13 protein-coding genes and 1 pseudogene are annotated in these 18596 nt (G+C 71.3%); 6 read left to right on the forward strand and 8 right to left on the reverse strand.

Going from position 1 to position 18596, the window contains the following annotated elements:
* Positions 1–212 precede the first annotated feature (212 nt).
* Positions 213–1326: pseudogene (locus ABVB68_RS05420) on the forward strand (glycoside hydrolase family 5 protein).
* Between the two features lie 31 nt (positions 1327–1357).
* Positions 1358–3106, forward strand: a complete 1749-nt coding sequence (locus ABVB68_RS05425; RefSeq protein ID WP_353599697.1) for a glycoside hydrolase family 6 protein — start codon at positions 1358–1360, stop codon at positions 3104–3106.
* A gap of 467 nt (positions 3107–3573) precedes the next feature.
* On the opposite strand, the gene ABVB68_RS05430 is transcribed toward ABVB68_RS05425, so the two are convergent.
* Together ABVB68_RS05430 and ABVB68_RS05435 are read right to left on the reverse strand one after the other, a co-directional pair.
* Entirely contained in the window at positions 3574–3897 is a 324-nt protein-coding gene (locus ABVB68_RS05430) for a transposase (RefSeq protein ID WP_353599698.1), read from the reverse strand.
* A gap of 40 nt (positions 3898–3937) precedes the next feature.
* On the reverse strand, positions 3938–4891 hold the full coding sequence (locus ABVB68_RS05435; RefSeq protein ID WP_353599699.1) for a helix-turn-helix domain-containing protein: 954 nt from the start codon (positions 4889–4891) through the stop codon (positions 3938–3940).
* Between the two features lie 142 nt (positions 4892–5033).
* On the opposite strand from ABVB68_RS05435, the gene ABVB68_RS05440 reads away from it, so the two are divergent.
* Positions 5034–5534 (forward strand): peptidoglycan-binding domain-containing protein, encoded by a 501-nt coding sequence (locus ABVB68_RS05440; protein ID WP_353599700.1) that lies wholly within the window; start codon positions 5034–5036, stop codon positions 5532–5534.
* Here the strand turns inward: ABVB68_RS05440 and ABVB68_RS05445 are convergent.
* Positions 5512–6450 (reverse strand): helix-turn-helix domain-containing protein, encoded by a 939-nt coding sequence (locus tag ABVB68_RS05445; RefSeq protein WP_353599701.1) that lies wholly within the window; start codon positions 6448–6450, stop codon positions 5512–5514. The genes ABVB68_RS05440 and ABVB68_RS05445 overlap by 23 nt on opposite strands.
* 533 nt (positions 6451–6983) lie before the next feature.
* On the opposite strand from ABVB68_RS05445, the gene ABVB68_RS05450 reads away from it, so the two are divergent.
* The gene (locus ABVB68_RS05450; protein ID WP_353599702.1) at positions 6984–7895 is read left to right on the forward strand and encodes an AraC family transcriptional regulator; all 912 of its coding nucleotides are present in this window, start codon (positions 6984–6986) and stop codon (positions 7893–7895) included.
* An 87-nt stretch (positions 7896–7982) separates the two neighbouring features.
* On the opposite strand, the gene ABVB68_RS05455 is transcribed toward ABVB68_RS05450, so the two are convergent.
* The 5 genes from ABVB68_RS05455 to ABVB68_RS05475 form a co-directional block, all read right to left on the reverse strand.
* Entirely contained in the window at positions 7983–9704 is a 1722-nt protein-coding gene (locus ABVB68_RS05455) for a protein kinase domain-containing protein (protein WP_353599703.1), read from the reverse strand.
* A 28-nt stretch (positions 9705–9732) separates the two neighbouring features.
* Entirely contained in the window at positions 9733–10011 is a 279-nt protein-coding gene (locus ABVB68_RS05460) for a hypothetical protein (RefSeq protein WP_353599704.1), read from the reverse strand.
* Between the two features lie 177 nt (positions 10012–10188).
* Positions 10189–11931, reverse strand: coding sequence for a hypothetical protein (locus ABVB68_RS05465; protein WP_353599705.1), 1743 nt, complete (start codon positions 11929–11931; stop codon positions 10189–10191).
* A 12-nt stretch (positions 11932–11943) separates the two neighbouring features.
* Positions 11944–12243, reverse strand: coding sequence for a hypothetical protein (locus ABVB68_RS05470; protein ID WP_353599706.1), 300 nt, complete (start codon positions 12241–12243; stop codon positions 11944–11946).
* Between the two features lie 158 nt (positions 12244–12401).
* Positions 12402–16637, reverse strand: a complete 4236-nt coding sequence (locus ABVB68_RS05475) for a type VII secretion EssC family protein (RefSeq protein WP_353599707.1) — start codon at positions 16635–16637, stop codon at positions 12402–12404.
* 341 nt (positions 16638–16978) lie between these two features.
* Here ABVB68_RS05475 and ABVB68_RS05480 point away from each other — a divergent pair, with 341 nt between their 5' ends.
* Both ABVB68_RS05480 and ABVB68_RS05485 read left to right on the forward strand, forming a co-directional pair.
* The gene (locus ABVB68_RS05480; protein ID WP_353599708.1) at positions 16979–17422 is read left to right on the forward strand and encodes a hypothetical protein; all 444 of its coding nucleotides are present in this window, start codon (positions 16979–16981) and stop codon (positions 17420–17422) included.
* A 102-nt stretch (positions 17423–17524) separates the two neighbouring features.
* Positions 17525–18475, forward strand: coding sequence for a hypothetical protein (locus ABVB68_RS05485; protein WP_353599709.1), 951 nt, complete (start codon positions 17525–17527; stop codon positions 18473–18475).
* The last annotated feature ends 121 nt before the right edge of the window (positions 18476–18596 follow it).

Below are 18596 nucleotides of genomic sequence, written 5' to 3' on the forward strand. Positions count from 1 at the left end.
GAACCAGTGGGAGCGCTCCCATAGTGGGGATGGCGGCGAATGCCGTCAAGGCGTTGAGGAGTTGAATCACTCCGGCCCTGAGCCTGATGAAGAAAGTTAAGCAACAACGCTGTGAAAACAGCCCGGTTGGCGCTAGCTTCACTGGCACCAGTGGGAGCGATTCCATCAGTCGACGCGGCCGTCACGGCACGCCAAGCTGCAAGGAGTCGCTCATGCGACACCCCCCGCATTCAGGAGTTTTAGCCGCTGCCGGTGCCCTCGTGCTCGTTTCGGGCGCTGTCCTGCCGGTGGTCTCGGCCCAGGGAGCCGCCCCGGCGTGCACCGTGGGCTACACCATCACCAGCCGGTGGGACGGTGGTTTCCAGGGTTCCGTGGAGATCACCGACAACCGGGCGCCGGTGAGCAGTTGGCAGCTCGCCTTCGGCTTCGCCGACGGACGGTCCGGTCGACGACGCGGCGGTCAAGGCGATCGCCGAGTGGAAGGCGAACGCGGTCCGCATTCCGCTCAACGAGGAGTGCTGGCTGGGTCTTTCCGACGTCGAACCGGAGTACGGCGGCGCCGACTACGTCAGCGCCGTCAAGGACCTGGTGGCCCGCGTCGAGGCGCATGGCATGACCCCGGTCCTCGACCTGCACTGGACGTACGGGCAGTACACGGGCAACTCGGCCGGCTGCTCCGGCGTCCACGCCACCTGCCAGAAGCCGATGCCGGACAAGCAGTACAGCCCGGCGTTCCGGGCGTCGGTGGCCGGCACCTTCAAGGACGATCCGGCACCGGTGTTCGACCTGTTCAACGAGCCCTATCCAGACCGTGCGGCAAGCAGCGCCGCGGACGCCTGGAAGTGCTTGCGGGACGGCGGGACCTGCCCCGGGATCTCCTACCCGGTCGCCGGCATGCAGGACCTCGTGAACGCCGTACGGGGCGCCGGTGCGAAGGACGTCATCCTGGCCGGCGGACTGTCGTACGCCAACGACCTGCGCCAGTGACTGACGTACAAGCCCACCGATCCCATGGGCGATCTCGCCGCCGCCTGGCATGTCTACAACTTCAACTCCTGCGCCGACGAGAGCTGCTGGAGCTCCGCCCTCGCCCCGGTCGCCGCCCAGGTACCGCTCGTGGCCGGAGAGACCGGAGAGAACACCTGTTCGCACGGTTTCGTCGACCGGGTCATGAAGTGGTTCGACGACCGGGACCTGTCCTATCTGGGCTGGACCTGGAACGCCTGGGACTGCCCAGCCGGGCCGTCCCTGATCTCCGCCTACGACGGCACACCCACCGCGTACGGCACCGGGCTGCGCGACCACCTGCGCGCCCTCAACCCGTGATCACCCTCCAGAGGAGAAGGAACCCGCACTCATGAGTCGCACCAACATGTCACTGTTCGCCGCGCTGGCGGTGCTCGCCGGTACCTCGGGGGCGGCGCTCCTCACGGCCCCGGCCGGCGCCGCCACCGCCTCGGTTCCCTGCACCGTGGACTACAAGGTGCAAAGCCAGTGGGACACCGGCTTCACCGCCGCCGTCACGATCACCAACAACGCCGCTGCCAAGTCGGGCTGGTCGCTGAAGTGGTCGTACGCCGGCAACCAGAAGGTCACCACCTACTGGAACGCGAAGGTCACCCAGAGCGGCAGTGACGTCACCGCCGCCAACGAGAGCTACAACGGAACACTGGCCACCGGCGCTTCGGTCAGCTTCGGCTTCAACGGTTCCTCCAGCGGCACCCACGCCATTCCCACCACCTTCACTCTCGACGGCGTCACCTGCAACGTCGACGGCGGTGGATCGGGCGGCGGTACCGGTGGCGGCACGGGCGGTGGTACCGGTGGCGGAGGGGGTGGCGGCGGCACCGACGGCCGGGTCGACAACCCCTATGCAGGCGCCAAGGTGTACGTGAATCCCGAATGGTCGGCCAAGGCCGCCGCCGAGCCGGGCGGCAGCCGTATCGCCAACCAGCCCACCGCCGTCTGGCTCGACCGGATCGCCGCGATCAACGGGGTGAACGCCGGCATGGGTCTGCGCGCCCACCTGGACGAGGCGCTGAAGCAGAAGGGCCCGGGTGATCTGGTCGTCCAGTTGGTCGTCTACGACCTGCCCGGACGCGACTGCGCCGCCCTCGCCTCCAACGGCGAACTCGGTCCGAACGACATCGACAAGTACAAGTCCCAGTACATCGACCCGATCGCCTCGATCCTCTCCGACCCGAAGTACGCGGGTCTGCGGATCGCCACGGTCATCGAGCCGGACTCGCTGCCCAACCTGGTCACCAATGCCGGCGGCACCCCCACCACGACCGACGCCTGCGTGACCATGAAGAGCAACGGCAACTACGAGAAGGGCGTCTCCTACGCCCTGGACAAGCTCGGCGCCATCCCCAACGTGTACAACTACATCGACGCCGGCCACCATGGCTGGCTCGGCTGGGACAGCAACCTCGGCCCGGCCGTGCAGGAGTTCGCCAAGGTCGCCACGACGGGCGGCGCGAGCGTGGATGACGTGGCCGGCTTCATCGTCAACACCGCGAACTACAGCCCTGTCAAGGAGCCGAACTTCAAGGTCACCGACACCGTGAACGGGCAGACCGTGCGGCAGTCGAAGTGGGTGGACTGGAACCAGTACGTGGACGAGCAGTCCTTCGCGCTCGGGCTGCGAGACAAGCTCGTGGCGGCCGGGTTCGACTCCGGCCTCGGCATGCTGATCGACACCTCCCGCGACGGCTGGGGCGGCACGGCCCGCCCCACCGGCCCCGGCCCGATGACCTCCGTCGACGACTACGTGAACGGCAGCCGCATCGACCGGCGCATCCACGCAGGCAACTGGTGCAACCAGAGCGGCGCAGGCCTCGGCGAGCGGCCCACCGCGGCCCCGGCCGCCGGCATCGACGCCTACGTCTGGGTCAAGCCCCCGGGTGAGTCCGACGGCTCCAGCTCCGCCGTGTCCAACGACGAGGGCAAGGGCTTCGACCGCATGTGCGACCCCACCTACGGCGGCAACGCCCGCAACGGCAACAACCCCACCGGGGCCCTGCCCGACGCACCGCTGGCCGGTCACTGGTTCTCCGCCCAGTTCCAGCAGCTCATGCGGAACGCCTACCCGCCCCTGCCGTAGCCCTCTGGGACGGTGAGTGCGCGCCGGGGCCGGTTTCCGAAGGACCGGCCCCGGAGGAGGCGTCGCGACCAACCCGGTGGACGCCGATGAGCGAGACGGACAGACGGGTGGAAGCCGCTCCAAGGCAGTCCGGCGGGAACGGTTTCGAGGCTGGTGGGCTGGTGGACCGCGAACTCCGCGGATGCCGCCGCATAGGAGCTCATCAGCCTCGACGGCCACGTCAACCGGTCCAACGCGAGCCCGAAGGCGCTGTGGTTCAGTCTGACGCTCACCGTGACCGTCGTGATGCTGCCCGAGGCCGCCGTCATCTTCTTCGTCGGCCTCGCGGCGCCCACTCCTGCTCGCCCACTGCCACGTCAGACGGCATTCAGAAGTAGCCGACGCGCTTCATGTCGTCCGCTCGCGAAAACAGGCCGGGCCGACCCGACCGGGACCTTGGACGTCACAGGACCCTCAGGTCGGAGGCGCTACGCAGCGGGTTCAAGAATCGCCACGCACTCCACGCCTTCGGCGGTCTTGCGAGCGACGTACGTCTTCGTAGAGGGATCGAGCCGCATCCGGATCAAGGTGATCGTGTGCATGGCCCGGTCGAGCTGCCCGTCGCCGCCGCGGTCGAGCCGGTGTCGGTTGGTCAGCCCGGACGAGGCAGGGATCGGCGAGACGCCGGCGAAGGAGGCGAAGGCGACTTCCGAGCGGAACCGTCCCTGGTGAGACCAGCCGACCAAGATCTGGGCGGCGGTGATCGGTCCGACTCCGAGCAGGCCGAGCAGCCCGGGGACCTGCTGCCGCACCAGCGTGCGGATCTCGTTCTCGAGCTCATGATGATCTCGCTCACCTGGTGCCGACCGCCACGGAGGGGGTGGCCGGGGTGGGCGGGTTCGGGGGCTCGGTGAGGTGCTGGGTGCCGCCCGGGGGGGTGCAGGCGTGCACCCCGGAGGTGAGCAGGACACACGCTTTGGCCGTTGAGGGGCTCGGCGCCGCGACCATCGCGCTGAACGTGTCGGTGTCGTAGTGCACCTTGTTCTGATACGTCCGGCCCCCCTCGCCGATGACCCGGGCGATGTCGCCGGGCTGTCCCCAGCTGATGCGGGACCACGCGGCCTTGCAGGCGTCGCTGTAACGCAGCTCCACGTATACCCCGGCGACCCTGTACTTGGCAGCGGTCCACGCGTCGCCGCCACAGCCGGTTGGCCCGGGGTTTTTTCCGGCACAGCTGTCCGCGAAGCAGTTCACGTCGAGTTGCCTGCTCGGTGCGTCCTTGCCCCCGGTGCCGTCCCCGTCGGCGTGCGCGCCCGAATGCCGACCGAAGGCGCCGTACAGAGCGACGGACAGGCCGACGGCGGCGGCCAGGGCGACCACCGTCCGGATCAGCTGCCGCCGGCCGAACCGGCGGCTCACGGACGGCGGCTCTTCGGCCCGCGTGGCGGGAGTGCGCTCTGTCGAAGGAGTGGATTCCTTCGACGGCCGATCCTGCACGTCGTCGGCGTCGCGGGCCCCGTCCGTCTCATGGGCCCTGTGGTCGTGCCAGGCGGCGTTCGCCAGCTCCCACAGCGCCAGGAGTCGGGCGGGATCGGCGTCGGCCAGCTTCCCGAGGGAGATCACCGCGTGCTGCGGTGGCAGTGCCTTGCCGTTGAGATAGCGTTCCCAGGAGGACTTGCTGTACGGAGTGCGGCCGCCGAGGACGGCCAGACTCAGCCCGGCACGGTCCTTCAAGGCTCGCAGTTCGGCGACCAGATGCCGGACGTCCGAGGCGAGGCCGCCGGGTACCGGCTTCCAGTCACTCACGTACGCCCTCCGGGCCCAGTGCTTGCTGGGGATCGTCGCTTTCCTTCCCTACTGTATCTACGCGGGCAATGGCGGAACCGCTGGTTTTGCATAACTGGTCTCTTGCAGAACGTAGTTGGCGTCACGACGGTGAGACGGTGCGATGGGCGAAGGGACGACGGCGCGCGCCGCGCTGTGCGTACTGATTCTGGCGGTGGTGTGCGCGGGGTCCGGGGCCCCGCGGAACCAGCAGTCCGGCGACCGGCGTGGCGGCGTGCTCGTCGCCGCCGGGCTGGGGGCAGCACAGCAGTTGGCGGTCGGCCGCACCCGCCGCAGCGACCTGGTCGGCCTGTGGCAGAGCGTGCTGTGGGCGGACGGATACTCGGCGCGCTCCGGGGTCAGCTGCACGTACGACGAGGCGACGGCCGAGGCCACCCGGATCTGGCAGAGCAACCACCACCTGTCCGCGGACGGGATCGTCGGGTCGGCCACCTGGAGCGCCGCGGCGGAGCGTATCGTCCCCGTCGGCCGGTGGATGGTCTACCAGGGCGAGCGCTACGGTCTTCCGCTGCACCCCTCCCCGGGCGGCGTCTACGAAGTCTACGACGCCGGGCGGTTCCACCGGCTGCGCACGGACGCCGTCACCCTCGCGCGCTGCCGCTGACAGCGTCGATCCAGCTGTCGTACTGTGCGACGCCGAGTTGCCGGCCACGGACGACGACCGTGGCACGTGCCGCGTCCGGCCCGCTCGCCACCATCGCCGTGTACGCCCCGCCGTCGGTGGCCGTCTGCTGGTCGCCGCTCGTCGTGGCGATCCGCAACCCGGCCGTCTGCGCCGCGATGTCGACCTCCGCCCAGCTCGCCCGGCAGGCGGGACTGTACCGAAGCGTCAGGAGGCGGCCGTACGCGCGCAGCCGGTGGACGACGCCACTGTCGCGATCGCACCTTTCGCGGTAGGGGTCCAGGCCCCGGCAGGCGGCCGCCCGGCACCCGGCGGCCGCCCCGTCCGCCGCGCTGTGCAAGGGCCACGGCCAGGCCGGCGCTCCCGATGGGGCGCCGGCCGGCAGGCGGTCGGCCTCCGTCCCGCTGGTCCAGCCGTCCCATGGCCGGGCGAGCAGCAAGGTGGCCAGCAGCGAGCAAGCGGCGACAGCGGCCAGTACGCCCGCGTGTGCCGGGCGAAAGCCGCGCGGGAATGCCCGGTCCGCAGCCGGCGCGGCGCCGGTGGGCACGGTGGCCGGGGTGTCCGGAGCCCGTGCCTTACCTGCCGGACGCAGTGGTGCGGGTGTCGGGCCGGTGCCTTCGGCCGGGCGCTCCTCCGTCCAGGCGTGGGCCGCCGATTCCCACAGCACACGCAGGGGCTCGGCGTCGGCCTGCGCCAGCCGTCCCAGCTCGGCGACCGCCGCCCAGGGGGGCAGTCTCCGCCCGTTGAGGTAGCGCAGCCAGGAACTGCGGCTGTAACCGGTCTTGGCGGCGACGGTCATGGTGTTCATCTCGCACCGGTCCACGTACTGGCGCAGTTCCCGCACCAGCCGGGCCACCTCGGCGGGCAGGTCGCCCCCCAGCGGCTGCCAGCGTCCCACGACGGCACACCCCCCTCCCCCGTAGCGCCCACTATCCCACAGGTGTCCCGTCCCGCGTCCCATCCATCGGGTGCCTTCGCAGGTCACAGGGCCACCCGTCCCAGAATCGGGGCAACTGGCGGACGGCTCTGGTCCCAGCCGTCCACCCGCTCCAGACTCGGGAAGGCACCTGGGTGACGGCTCCGGACCAGCCTTCCCGGCCGCTCCGGGAGGGGGACCTGCGGCGGCGCGCAACGCCCCCGCACGAAGCACCCGGTCGACGCGCGGACTCCCGGTCCGGCCGCTGCGGGTGCGCACGCCAGACACGCACGCTGCGAGGGAATTCCGGCATGACGGCTCACGGCAGCTCGCCCGGTACGGACGAGCTGGAGATCGCGAACACCACGTCGACCACCACCGGCAGGCGCAGCAGGCCGCCTGCCACGAGAAGGCCGGGCTCGGGCGCGGGGCGGCGGTACCGTGCCGGCGCCGACCGCCCGGAAGCAACGGCAGCCGCCTTGCCCGGCGAGCTTCAGTTTCCGGTACGGACGGTTGTGCCCGAACCTACGGTCCGCCACCGGATCGACGCGGGGCCGATACGGCTGTCGTTGCTCAACCTGCCCGCCCCGCCGGCCGGTCAGCAGCTGGGAGACCGGTACACCGGCGGCCCACCGCTGACCTGGCACCTGGTTTTCGCGCCCCGCGGGCCTCTGGTCCTCGGCCGCGATCAGCGGCTCGTCCGGCTGGAGTCCGGCAGCGTGATGCTGTGGGAGGCCACCGAGCCGTTGCGGCTCCGCGCCGGCACGTCCGCAGGCTCCCGCCCGGTCCGCGCGCTGGTCCTGCACCTGCCCGAAGCGGCCCTGCCGCTGCCCGGAGACGTGCTGCGCAACGTAGCCGGGCGTCCCGCGTCGACCGGGTCGGGCCCGGCGGCCCTCCTCGCGTCCTTCGTCCTCGGGCTGGCCACGCACGTGCCTTCCGCCGAGGACCGGCACACCGCCTGGTTGGGCACCGCCGCCGTCAACCTCGCGACGGCCTTCCTCGACAGCCAGACCGCACTGCTTCCGGACGGCCGGACCGAACCGGGCCCGGCCGAACCGCTGCCCGTCGGCCCCCGACCCGCCCCGCCCGCGACCGACCTGCTGCTGCGCGGCATCAAGACGTACATCGAGCACCACCTGCACGACTTCGACCTGTCACCCACCTCCATCGCCGCCGCCAACCACATCTCGTTGCGCTACCTGCACCGCCTCTTCCAGCGGGACGGGCGCACGGTCGCCGCATTCCTGCGCGAACGCCGCCTGGAACACTGCCGGGCCGATCTGTCCGACCCGGCCAAGGCGCAGCGCAGCGTGTGCGAGATCGCGAGGCGCTGGGGTTTCCGCGACCCGGCGGTGTTCAATCGGACGTTCAAGTCGGTCTACGGGGTCACGCCCGGCGCGTACCGCAGGCAGCGGCTGCGGTCGTGACCGGGCACCCGGCCAGGCATGCGCGGGCGGCCCGCCGAGCCGCCCGCGCCGGGCATTCGGCCCGGGTCCGGGGCAGCGGCGCGTCGGTCACGACCGGAGCGCGGCCCAGGTCTTGACGCCGACCTCGCCGTCGACCTGGAGGTGGTGCCTGCTCTGGAACTTCTTGACCTCGGTCAGCGTGTCGTAGCCGAAGACGCCGTCCACCCCGCCGGGGCCGACGTTGTAGCCGCGGGCCTTGAGAATGCACTGGACTTCCTTCACGCGGGAGCCCTTCTGGCCGTAGACCGTGAGGGTGGTGCCGGAGTAGTACGTGCAGGACTTCCAGGGCTTGGCGGGCGTGGACTGCGCCGGGGCGTGGTGTGTGGCCGGGGCGGAGGCGGCGGGTGGCGGGGCGTGTTTCACGGTCGGAGCGGAAGCGGGGGGCCGCGCGGCCGGCGGGGGATCGTACGGTTGCGGCGGCCCGGCAGGGTCGGGAACGCCGCCGGGCGGCTGGTCTCCCGGGGAGGGCGGAGCCGTGACTGTCGCGGTCACCGCCGTCCTGGGCCGCGGCTGCGGTCGTGGAGAGGACCGTTCGGCGTGCGGCGAGTTCGAAAGGGTGCCGGAGGCGTGTGACCCCGCGGGCGTGGACGCGGCCGTCCGGCGGGCGGCGTCTCCTCCGGAGGCCCCCAGGGCGACAGCCGCTCCCACGATCGCGACCGCTGCCGCCGCGCCCGCCACCAGCGGCCATCGGCGTCGGCCGGTCACCTCCTTCGCCGGGTCCTCCGGTTTGGTGCGGCGCAGGATCGTCAACTGCTCCATGGGCGGCACCACCACCGCGGTTCCGCGCCACTCCGCCCGTGCGGCGACGGTCTCGGTGATCGCATCAGGCCACCGTCCGTCGGTGGCATGCTCCCGCGTGGCCTCGACGACGTCCTGCGGGCTCGGCCGCCGCCGCGGGTCCTTGTCCAGGCACCGGCCGATCAGTTCGGCGAGACCGGGGTCGCGCCGGGCGGCTTCGGCCAGGACCTGCTCGTTCGGCGGCGCGTAGATGATCCGGTGAATGACGTCACCGGTGGTCCCCTCGCCGAAGGGGGCCGAGCCCGTGACCGCCGCGGCGAGGAGCGAGCCGAGAGAGAACACGTCGGAGGCCGTGCCCACTTCCCGGCCGTCCGCCTGTTCCGGAGACATGAAGGCCGGGGTGCCCAGGTGCTGACCGGTCATGGTGAGCGAACTGGTGTCGGCGGTGTGCGCGACCCCGAAGTCGATGATGCGCGCGCCGTCCGGCCCCAGCAGGACGTTGGACGGTTTGAGGTCGCGGTGGACGATGCCCACGGCGGAGATCGCGGTGAGCGCCTGCCCGATCTCGTACGCCAGCCGCCACACGACCGGCGCGGGCAGGGACCCCCACCGCTCGATGGCGTCGCCCACGCTGAGCCCGGGCACGTAGGCGGTCGCCATCCACAGGATTTCGTCGCGGTCGAAACCCGAGTCGAGCAGCTCGGCGGTGTACGTCCCGTGCACCCGGCGTACGGCCTCGATCTCGCGCTCGAAGCGACGGCGGAACCGCTCGTCCTCGGCGTACTCCGAGCGGATCACCTTCACCGCGACGAGCGACCCCGCCCCGTACGTCCCTTCGGCGTCGGACTCCCGCCCGAGGTACAGGCGGCCCATTCCCCCGCCGCCCAGCCGGGCCAGCAACCGGTAGGGGCCGATCTCCGGCGGGTCGGACCGGCGCAGCGGCTCTGCGCCGAGCACCGCCAGGCCGTCCGCGGACAACTCGGCCGCCGGCGGCCGGTCGGCTCCGGAGACAGCAGGGTTCTTCTCGGCCATGGAGCGTCCTCGGTCCTCTTCGCGCCTCTTACGCACCGCCCGCGTGCGAGATGTTGGTGAGGATCTTCTGGACCTGCTGCTGCAGGTGCTCCAGCGACGCCCTCATCTTGTCCAGGTCCCCCTTGGCCTGCGGCCAGACCTCACCCCTGAACCTCTGCGCCAGCGGGCCGTCCCAGTTGTTCGGGTCACTCAGAGTCTGCCCGTGGCTGTTGAGTTGCCCGATGAGACCGGGGAGCTGACTGGTGATGAGGCTCAGCATCTTCCCGGCTTCCTGATGCGCGAGGTCGGTGGACTTTACGGTCGTCATTTTCTCTCCTCTGGATTTCTGAACTTTCGCCAGTATCACCACCGGCGTCGTGCCACGTCATTGATGACGAGTGCACACGGCATGACGCGGTGCGCCATCACGACGCGGCGCAGGGGACCACTATCCGGGTTTCGGGACCAGGTAGAGTCCGGCGAATCCCGCCTGTGCCCTGGACGCTTAGTCGCCCGGGACAGAGGTCGGCACGGAGTCGGCCGGTGCCATGAACTGGTTGATCAGCTCCGCCAGTTTCCGGCCGCCCTTGGCGTGCTGGGTCCAGGCCCATGCCGACGTGGCGGGGTCGTCCTTCGTCGCGTGCGGGCCGCGCAGAGTTGCGAAGAGCTGATTCGGGCCGTCCGGTCCGTTCAGGCCGGGCCACTTGGTCGCGACCCATTTCCCGCCGGACCTGTGCGTGATCATGCCGTGCGAGTAAAGGGTGTTGCACATGAAGTACAGGGCACTGTTCCTGTTCATGGCCTTGACGTAGTCGGAGATCTTCGCACCGTCGGCGCCCTTGGGCCAGGGTATCGACGGGATGATCACCTTGGCCAGATCCTCGTTCACCGCGGACGCGACCTTGGAACCGACGTCCCATTTCCCGAGTTTCCCGAGCGGCAGGCTGACGCCTGCCGCCATGACGCGTTCGGGCATGAAGGTGAACCCCACGGCGAACATGGCATCGGACAGGATTCCCTGGACCTTTTCGTCGCTCGCCTGGGCATCGATGAAGACCTTCGCGATGTGCTCGTAGATCCCGTTGAACGCACGCATGTCGGCGCCGAAGCCGTTGGCCCATTCGGACAGGGCCTCGGGGTGTTTCGCGATGGTGTGATCACTCGGCAGGGGACTGCTCATGGCGCCGGCGGCTGTCGCCAGGAAGTGCCGCATGTCGGGCAGAATCGCCTGGAGGTCGTCGGGGGTCACGTCGGGAAAATGGGCTCCCATCGCGACGACCAGAGATTTCACCTCCCCGGGGTGCATCTCCGGCACCGCGGAGGTGAGCAGGGAGAGACAGGCGCGCTGCGAACCGGCCTGGGCTGCGAGGGTGTAACCGGGGTCCGCTTCGTGTCGGTAGCCGAGCCCGCCCATGAAATGCCGGAGTGCCTCGGGATCCTTGCCGAGGTACCTGGCGAAGGCGGCGGCCGCGGCGGGGTTGGCGGCCAGGGCGTTGAGGGTCGCCGCCGGCGCCGGGTTGCCGGTGGGCTGCTCCATCTGCAGCTCCAGCGACCGCACCACCTCGTGTTCGACGCGGGCGTCCAGCAGTCCGCTCGCATAGGCGGTGGCCAGAGCGCGCTTCACGATCGGACCGCCGTAGATGATGAGCTCCGGCACCGTGCCGCGCGGCAGGGAGTTGAAGAACTCCACGCAGAACGCCTCGTCGTCCTGGTGCTTGGCGAGTTCCTTCAGCCCGGGCGCCAAGTCCTGGGCATCCGTCGAACTCCAGTCGAATGACAGTGCCAGGGCGTTTCCGGCGCCGTAGTGTCCGACGGCCCGCTCGGCGGCGGCGAGCGACGCCTCGTCGGTGAAGACGGTCAGGATCGGATCCGGCGCGGCCAGGGGCGGTTGTCCCAGCACCGGGCGCGGTCCGTTCACGAACGGCACCCGGTTCACCACCGTCTCGCGGGTGCCGCCGGCCAGCTGGAACAGCCGGCCCACCAGGGCCACATGCTCGTCCGTTGCGATGATCCGCGGCAGCAGCGCGGTCACCTGCCCGTCGATGGTGCCCGGCGCACCGGGCGCGTATCCCGCGGCAGCCCGGAAGATGTGGCTGCCGAAGTCGACGGCGGTCGCCTGGTAACCGGCGACGGCGGGAGCCAGCGTGCCGCGGACGAACTCCTCCAGAAGACGCGCCGCGTTGGTGGCATCCTTGGAGTAGTCGAAGAGGAACTGCGGCGTCGCTGACGCCCTTCCGCTCTCGGTCATGGTCCTTACCTGTCAGTGATGGTCGGCGCTCAGCTTCGCCGTCGCCGCAGCGGTCGCGTCGTCCACCTGCCTCTTGAGGCTCGCCGCCTCCTGGGCAAGTGCGTTCAGGTCCCGCCGCTGGGCGTGGAGGTCCCGAACGAACCGGTCATGGTTCCTCCCGCGCCACGACTGTCTCCCGCAGTCGAAGTACTTGCTGCTACGGGTGTCGCGAACCCAGTTCAACCAGTGGATCTTCTCTATCAGTTGGTTCAGCGCCCTGCTCAGTTCGTCGGCTGCGGCGAAGTCGTACTCGACCTTCCCCTTTGGTGGCATGGTGAACTCCGCACATCGGACGGCCCGGTCTTCGTTCGGCGAACCGCTCCCCACAGGGCGTGGTCCACATCCGTCGATGTTCCCAGCCGCTCCAACGCCCGTCCTTGACGGGAGACGCAATGCCCTTGACCTCGCGCGCACAGTGCCCCGGCCCACCGTCACCGCGCCACCTGCACCCCGCCCGCCACACCGTCGATGACCAGGTAACCGCGGCCGGGGAGCGGGGCGAGACGGTCGTGCCGGGGCAGGGTGGTGCCCAGCAGGTCCCCGTCGAGGTCGTGGTCCGGGGCCAGCAGGATGCCGCAGCGGCTGTCGCGGGCGCGCTGGGTCCAGTGGCCGTAGGTGCGGCGCAGGGCGTCGGCGCGGCCGGCGGCGACGAGGTGGTGTCCGGGCAGGGCCGCGGACAGCCAGTGGTCCAGGACACCGAGGCCGTCCTCGATCGTGTCGGCGTCGTCGACCAGGAGGAGAGCGGGGCCCGTGAGCGCGGCGAGGGCCGCTTCGAGGCCGCCGTACTCGGTGACGAGCTCGGTCAGCCCGGCCAGCTCACGCAGCGGCGAGCGGCGGGGGGCGAACGCGACCACGGCCGGCGGGTTCACCGCGGCGGTCACCTGGCGTGCGATCGTGCACAGAGCGGTGGAGCGGCCGGACCGTTGCGGCCCGGCGATCAGCGCGTGCTCCTGTTCGTACAGCCGCAGCGCCGTGCCATCGAGGGTGTCCGCGTCGAGACCGACGGGGACGTACCAGGGCTCCGCGGTCACCGCGGCCTGCGCCTCGAGGGCCTCGAGGCTCATCTCCGCGGGCAGCAGGCCGACTCCCGGCGCGGTGGTGACGGCGCCGGGCCACCGGGTGGAGCAGGCGGCCACCGCGGTAGCGAGGTCCTCGGCGGGCAGGCCGATCTGGATCACCTGGCGCGTCGCGGCCACCAGCGCGCGCCCGGGGACGTAGCCGGGGACGGCGCCGCGCGGCACGTCGAAGTAGCCGTACTCGCCGGGGTCGGCCATGCGCATCAGCAGCTTCTGCTGGGTCAGTGCCGCCCACGCGGACGGCACCGCGCCGGACCGGTCGGCGGTGACGGCGAAGCGGATGCCGACGGCCGGCCCGTCCGCGTAGACCCGGGCCAGTTCGTCGATGAGGTTCATCCCGGCGATGTCCTTGTCGAAGTCGGACAGCAGCGCCCCGAGGTTGTCCAGGAGCACCAGCCAGTCCGGGGCCGGCACCCCGTGGCCGGGCGCCGCGACGCCGCGGGCCTTCCGCTCGTCGAGTTCCCGGCGCAGCAGCCGGATGAGGCGGATCTGCCGCTCGCGTTCCGCCGGCCCGATGTGTGCCCCGGTGTGCGGCAGGCCGGCCAGCGGCGCCAGGTCGCCCGCGCCCATGTCGAGGGCGAAGATGTGGCACCGCTCGGGCCCCTGGACGCGGGCGCAGGCCAGGGCGAGGGCGGCCAGAGCGGTGGACGTCCCGGCACCGCCGCTGCCGTAGATCAGGACGTTTCCCGCTGCGGGATCCCAGCCGACCGGGTACTGCCGCTGCCGCTCGGGGTCGTCGGCGAGGGCGTACGCGGGGAGGCCGACGGCCTCTGTCTGCAGACCGCGTTCGGCGACGGGCGGCAGATCGGCGGTGCGTACGACGGCGGGCAGCGGGTCGGGCCACGGGCGGCGCGGCTCGGCGAAACCGGCCAGCCCTGCCGCCTCCTCGGCGGCCGCGACCAGGCGCTGCAGGTCGGTTTCCCCGTCGGGTTCCGCCGCGTCCGGCTCGGCGGCGGGCAGGGCCAGCAGGAAGGGGACCGCGGTCGCCGGGGCCGTGACGGCTGTCTCGGGGGTGACACCGGTGGACAGCGCGGTCTGCACCGGTGCGACCTCACGAGCGCTGAGCCGGTAGAAGGCGCGGCCCCACTGCCGGCTGCCGATCGCAGCGGCGGCCGGATTGTCGATGACGTCCTGTGAGTCTCCGGTGGATTCCAGCCGGAGCGCGATGCGGAGCTTGACGTTGTTCTTGATCGCGTCGTTGACGGAGCCGGCGGGCCGCTGGGTCGCCATGATCAGATGCACGCCGAGGCTGCGGCCGCGCTGCGCGATGCCGACGAGGGCGTCCACGAAGTCCGGGAGCGCCTTGACCAGCGTGGCGAACTCGTCGATGACCACGGCCAGCCGCGGCATCGGCTCGAGTGCGGTCCGCCCGGTGTCCCGCAGCCGCTGGTAGTCGCGCACGTGGCTCAGGCCCGTCTCCCGCAACAGCCGTTCGCGGTGGTGCAGTTCGGCCTCCAGGCAGCGCAGGGCGCGTTCGCTGAGCTGCTCGTCGAGGTCGGTGACCAGCCCGACGGTATGCGGCAGTGCGGCGCATTCGTCCAACGCGCCACCGCCCTTGTAGTCGATCAGCGCGAAGGTGAGGTGTTCCGGGTCGGCGTCGACCGCCATGCTCGCGATGAGCGTGCGCAGCAGCTCGCTCTTGCCGGAACCCGTTGTCCCGGCGATGAGCGCGTGCGGTCCGTCGTCGTCGAGGTCGATGGTGAACAGGTCGCGTTCGGTGACGCCCAGCACCGCCCGGACCCGTAGCTCGGACACCCGTTTCCTCCAGTGGCCGGCCACCGCGACGCCGTCCACGCTCTCCAGGTCCAGCAGGGGGAGCAGAGAGACCCGGTCGGGCAGTCCGGCGCCCTCGATCCGCAGTTCCGGGTCCTCGAAGCGGGCCAGCGCCCGTGCGGTGTCCCGTGCTTCGGCCGGCGGCATGCCGTCGAACAGCACCTGCTCCACGGTGACGCCCAGGGCCACGTCACGGACCTGCCCGATGCCCTCGGGCGAGACGGTGACCACGGAGGTGCACAGCGCGGGCAGACGGGTGGTCAGCACCAGTGCCCCGCAGCGCACTGAGGTGCCCGCGATCAGGTCCCGGAGCCGGTTGGGGCGGCCCTCCAGCAGGGTGACGCCGTCCACGACCACGAGCAGCACCGGACCTGTCGCCGGCCGACCGGCCGCTCCTTGCGCGGGCGGCCCCGCGGCGAGCAGGTGCTGGGCCAGCGTGTCGGCCTGCTCCGGACCGACCGCCACCAGCCGTGCCGTCCCGGACCGTACGTCGACTCCGTGCGGCAGCCACTTGGTCCAGTCCCAGTCGGCGAGCCGGTCGGCGTCGGTGAACACCGCGACCGTGACGTCCGCGGGCCCACTGCCCACCACGGCCTGGCACAGCAGGGACCGGGCGACGGCGAGGCACGCCTTCCGGTTGCCCTCGAAGCCCACGGCGTCGCCCGCCGAGACTCCCACCACCACGGGCACCTGCGGCAGTACGCGGTGGCGCGCGAGTACGGCCGCGGGTTCCGGTGCCGGCTCGGAGGAGCCCCGGTCCAGCGGCGGTTCCCAGGGCAGGTCGGCCGTCCCGGCCACGAGTTGGAGGAAGTCGTCCGCGGCCGGACGCCGCTCCCAGAGCGTGGCCCCGGGGGCGGTCGCCCGGTGGAGCACCTCGGCCGGGTCGGGGTGGGCCGCGCGGCGCGACCGTACCTCTTCGGTGTGCGTGCGCCCCACCGCCGTCTCGAACTCCGCCAGCCGGGCGACGTATTCACGGCTCCCCCGGCGTAGCGCGGACCTGCCGCGCAGGCGCTCCTCGGCGAAGTTGGCCAGGAACATCACCGGGGTGAGCGCCGCGATGGCCGCGTAGCGCGGGTCACCGGTCAGCAGAACGGTCGCGGCGGCCATGGCCAGCGGGCCGAGCAGGGCCGCGACGCTGAAGGGGGCCTTGTGCGTACGAGCCGGCGGCGCGGGGACCACGATCGGCACCGAGCCGCCCGGGCGCCCGCCCCGCGGCGGGCGGTTGAACGGCAGCGTCCCACCGGGCCCGGCCTCGCGGACGGCGTTGATCCGCTGCACCGGGCCGAGCCGGTCCGCGGGCAGGACGCGGAGGAGCACTTCACCGCCGAGCGACACCAGGTCGTCGGCATGGACGGGCACCGCCTCGCGGATCCTCGCGCCGTCGACGTCCGTGCCGTTCGCCGAGCCGAGATCGGTGACGGTGACCCGGCCGTCGGGCAGGACGTCGAATGCGGCGTGGAGCCGCGAAACACCCGTGGCGACGACGCGGACGTCCGCTTCCGCTCCCCGCCCGACGACCGTGCGGCCCACCGCCAGCGGGACGCTGCGGCCCGCCTCCAGACCGCCCACCAGCCGCAGGACGACCACCGGTTTCCGTAGTCCGCCGACCGCAGGGCCACGGGCGCCGGCAACCCGCGACCCGTGCACGAGACCGGACTCGTTCACCATCGTCTCGGGGGGCATCACCCGGCCGTCCACGGCGAGCACACGATCCGGCATTCCCACGGCCGCGGCCAGATCGACGAGGGTGGCGTCCGGGCGTCCGAAGCGCACCTCCACGTCCCACTCGCGTCCACCGTCGACACAGACGATCCGCACCGCGCGCCTTCTCCTTATCGGTCCAGATGACGGGCACCCAGCCTTCCGCGGCTCGCCGGGGAGGGCATCGGCACCGCGTGCACACCGGTTGACCGAGCACGCAACACCACCACCGTGGCCCGGCGGAGCCGGCGCGGCCCCGAGCCGGCAACCGGTCTTCCCTCAAGAGCCCCCACGGCAGGAACGCTGTGCGTTCTGTGTCAATGACACCCCCGCCGACGGACGGGACGATGTCGGCAGGCCGCGGTCGTCGACGGCTGTCGGCGGGTCGGCGGTCACCACGGCGCCCGTCATGCCGACTGCGCGCCGACCGGTTCGAGGAAGGACAGGGGGAACGGGTCATGTCGCGCAGAATCAAGACCGGTGGCCGGCTGGCGGCTCGGCTTGCGGGAGTCGTGGTCCTGAGCGCAGTGGTCGCGGGAGTCACGCCCACGACCGCGTCGGCCAGCGGCAACTGGTGTGGCAACTGGCTCAAGGACCCATCGGTCGCGTACGGCGTCAAGATGGTGTCGGGCACCCGGGCCTACCACGGGGCCGGGCATTTCCAGGTGAACCAGGGGTACTACGGTCCGCACTGGTACGCATGGGCCTACGAGCGGAACGCCGGACTCGGCCCCGCGCTGAACTGGCGCTACAGGAAGAACAAGGCCCTGTACACCTGCTATCCCCGGACCGAGGCCGGAACCTATACCCCGGGCGTCCCCGACTACCAGGCGTACAAGGTCCAGGCGGAGCTCGAAGGGCACCCCAACGTCTACGGACCAGCCGTCTACTGGGGAGGATGACCGGCGTTCCTGTGGCGCCGGGCCACCGGTGCCACAGGAGTTCACGGCGGGACCGGCACCCGGGGCGATCCGCGACGCGGTGGGGAACCGGAGGGGACGTTCATGAGGCGCGCTCTGGCGGCGCTGCTGATCACGGTGGTCGTCACCGCGGCGACGGCGACCGGGTGCACCACCGGCACGACCCGGGCACCCAACGGTGCGGCAGCGGGAACACCCACGCTCGGCACGGTGTCCCACCCCGCTCCGGGCGCTGATCTGCCGTTGCGGCTGGACTCCTATGACCTGTCCGTCCAACAGCATGTGGAGATCCAGAACGCCGAGAACCGTTTCCTCCGGCAGTGCATGAAGAACTACGGATTCGACCTGCGGACGCCGACCACCCACACCTTGGCCTACCCCCGGAACATGCCGCTTCTGGGGCAGCTCGACGCGCTACGGGTGTCGCGGTACGGGTACCAGGGGCCCCCAGGGGTGGCTGCCGACCTGATCGCGGTGTCCAAGAACGGCTCCTGGGACATCACCGTGCAGCCCGCCCTGCTCCCGGTGTTCGAGGGGCGGATCGCCCGCTTCCATGGCAGGCCGGTGCCCGCCGGCGGGTGCTTCGGTGACATGCAACGGCGGCTCGACGCGGGCGCACCGCGCGTCCGTTTCGACTCCGCCACGCCCGCGGTCGTTCCCGAGCGTGGCATCAGGTTCTTCAAGTCCCAGGTCTACGACCAGGCCACCCATGACATCCGGTTCCGTCGGACCGTCGCCGAATGGAGCCGGTGCATGGGGCGGAAGGGGTTCCGTTACGACAGCCCCCAGCGGGCCCAGGGGGATCCGCGGTGGAGTAGCGCCGATACCGGCACTCGCCCGAGTGCCGTGCAGATCCGAACGGCCGTGGCAGACGAGCGCTGCCGGCAGGCGGTGAATTACACGGGCACGCTCTACAGCCTGATGTCGGTTTACGAACAGCCCGTGATCAGGGCTCAGCGTCGCGTGCTGCAGGAGATCAACGGACTGCTCCGAGCAAGACTGCGGAACTCCTTCTCCCTGACAGCGGAGCCATAGGCACCCGTCAAAGCGGCGGGAGCAGGCCGTCAGGGGGCTCGGGTTCGTCCACCACGTACTCGCGTGCCGCTCCGACCGGCTACGTGGGCTGATCCACGGCAGCGGTGGCCGCAACCTGGAC

The organism is Streptomyces sp. NPDC096012 (assembly GCF_040426375.1).
GTDB lineage: Bacteria > Actinomycetota > Actinomycetes > Streptomycetales > Streptomycetaceae > Streptomyces.

Coding starts and splice junctions, on each gene's coding strand:
- ABVB68_RS05425 (WP_353599697.1), top strand. CDS start 1,358: ATGAGTCGCACCAACATGTCACTGTTCGCCGCGCTGGCGGTGCTCGCC.
- ABVB68_RS05440 (WP_353599700.1), top strand. CDS start 5,034: ATGGGCGAAGGGACGACGGCGCGCGCCGCGCTGTGCGTACTGATTCTG.
- ABVB68_RS05455 (WP_353599703.1), bottom strand. CDS start 9,704: ATGGCCGAGAAGAACCCTGCTGTCTCCGGAGCCGACCGGCCGCCGGCG.
- ABVB68_RS05460 (WP_353599704.1), bottom strand. CDS start 10,011: ATGACGACCGTAAAGTCCACCGACCTCGCGCATCAGGAAGCCGGGAAG.
- ABVB68_RS05465 (WP_353599705.1), bottom strand. CDS start 11,931: ATGACCGAGAGCGGAAGGGCGTCAGCGACGCCGCAGTTCCTCTTCGAC.
- ABVB68_RS05470 (WP_353599706.1), bottom strand. CDS start 12,243: ATGCCACCAAAGGGGAAGGTCGAGTACGACTTCGCCGCAGCCGACGAA.
- ABVB68_RS05480 (WP_353599708.1), top strand. CDS start 16,979: ATGTCGCGCAGAATCAAGACCGGTGGCCGGCTGGCGGCTCGGCTTGCG.
- ABVB68_RS05485 (WP_353599709.1), top strand. CDS start 17,525: ATGAGGCGCGCTCTGGCGGCGCTGCTGATCACGGTGGTCGTCACCGCG.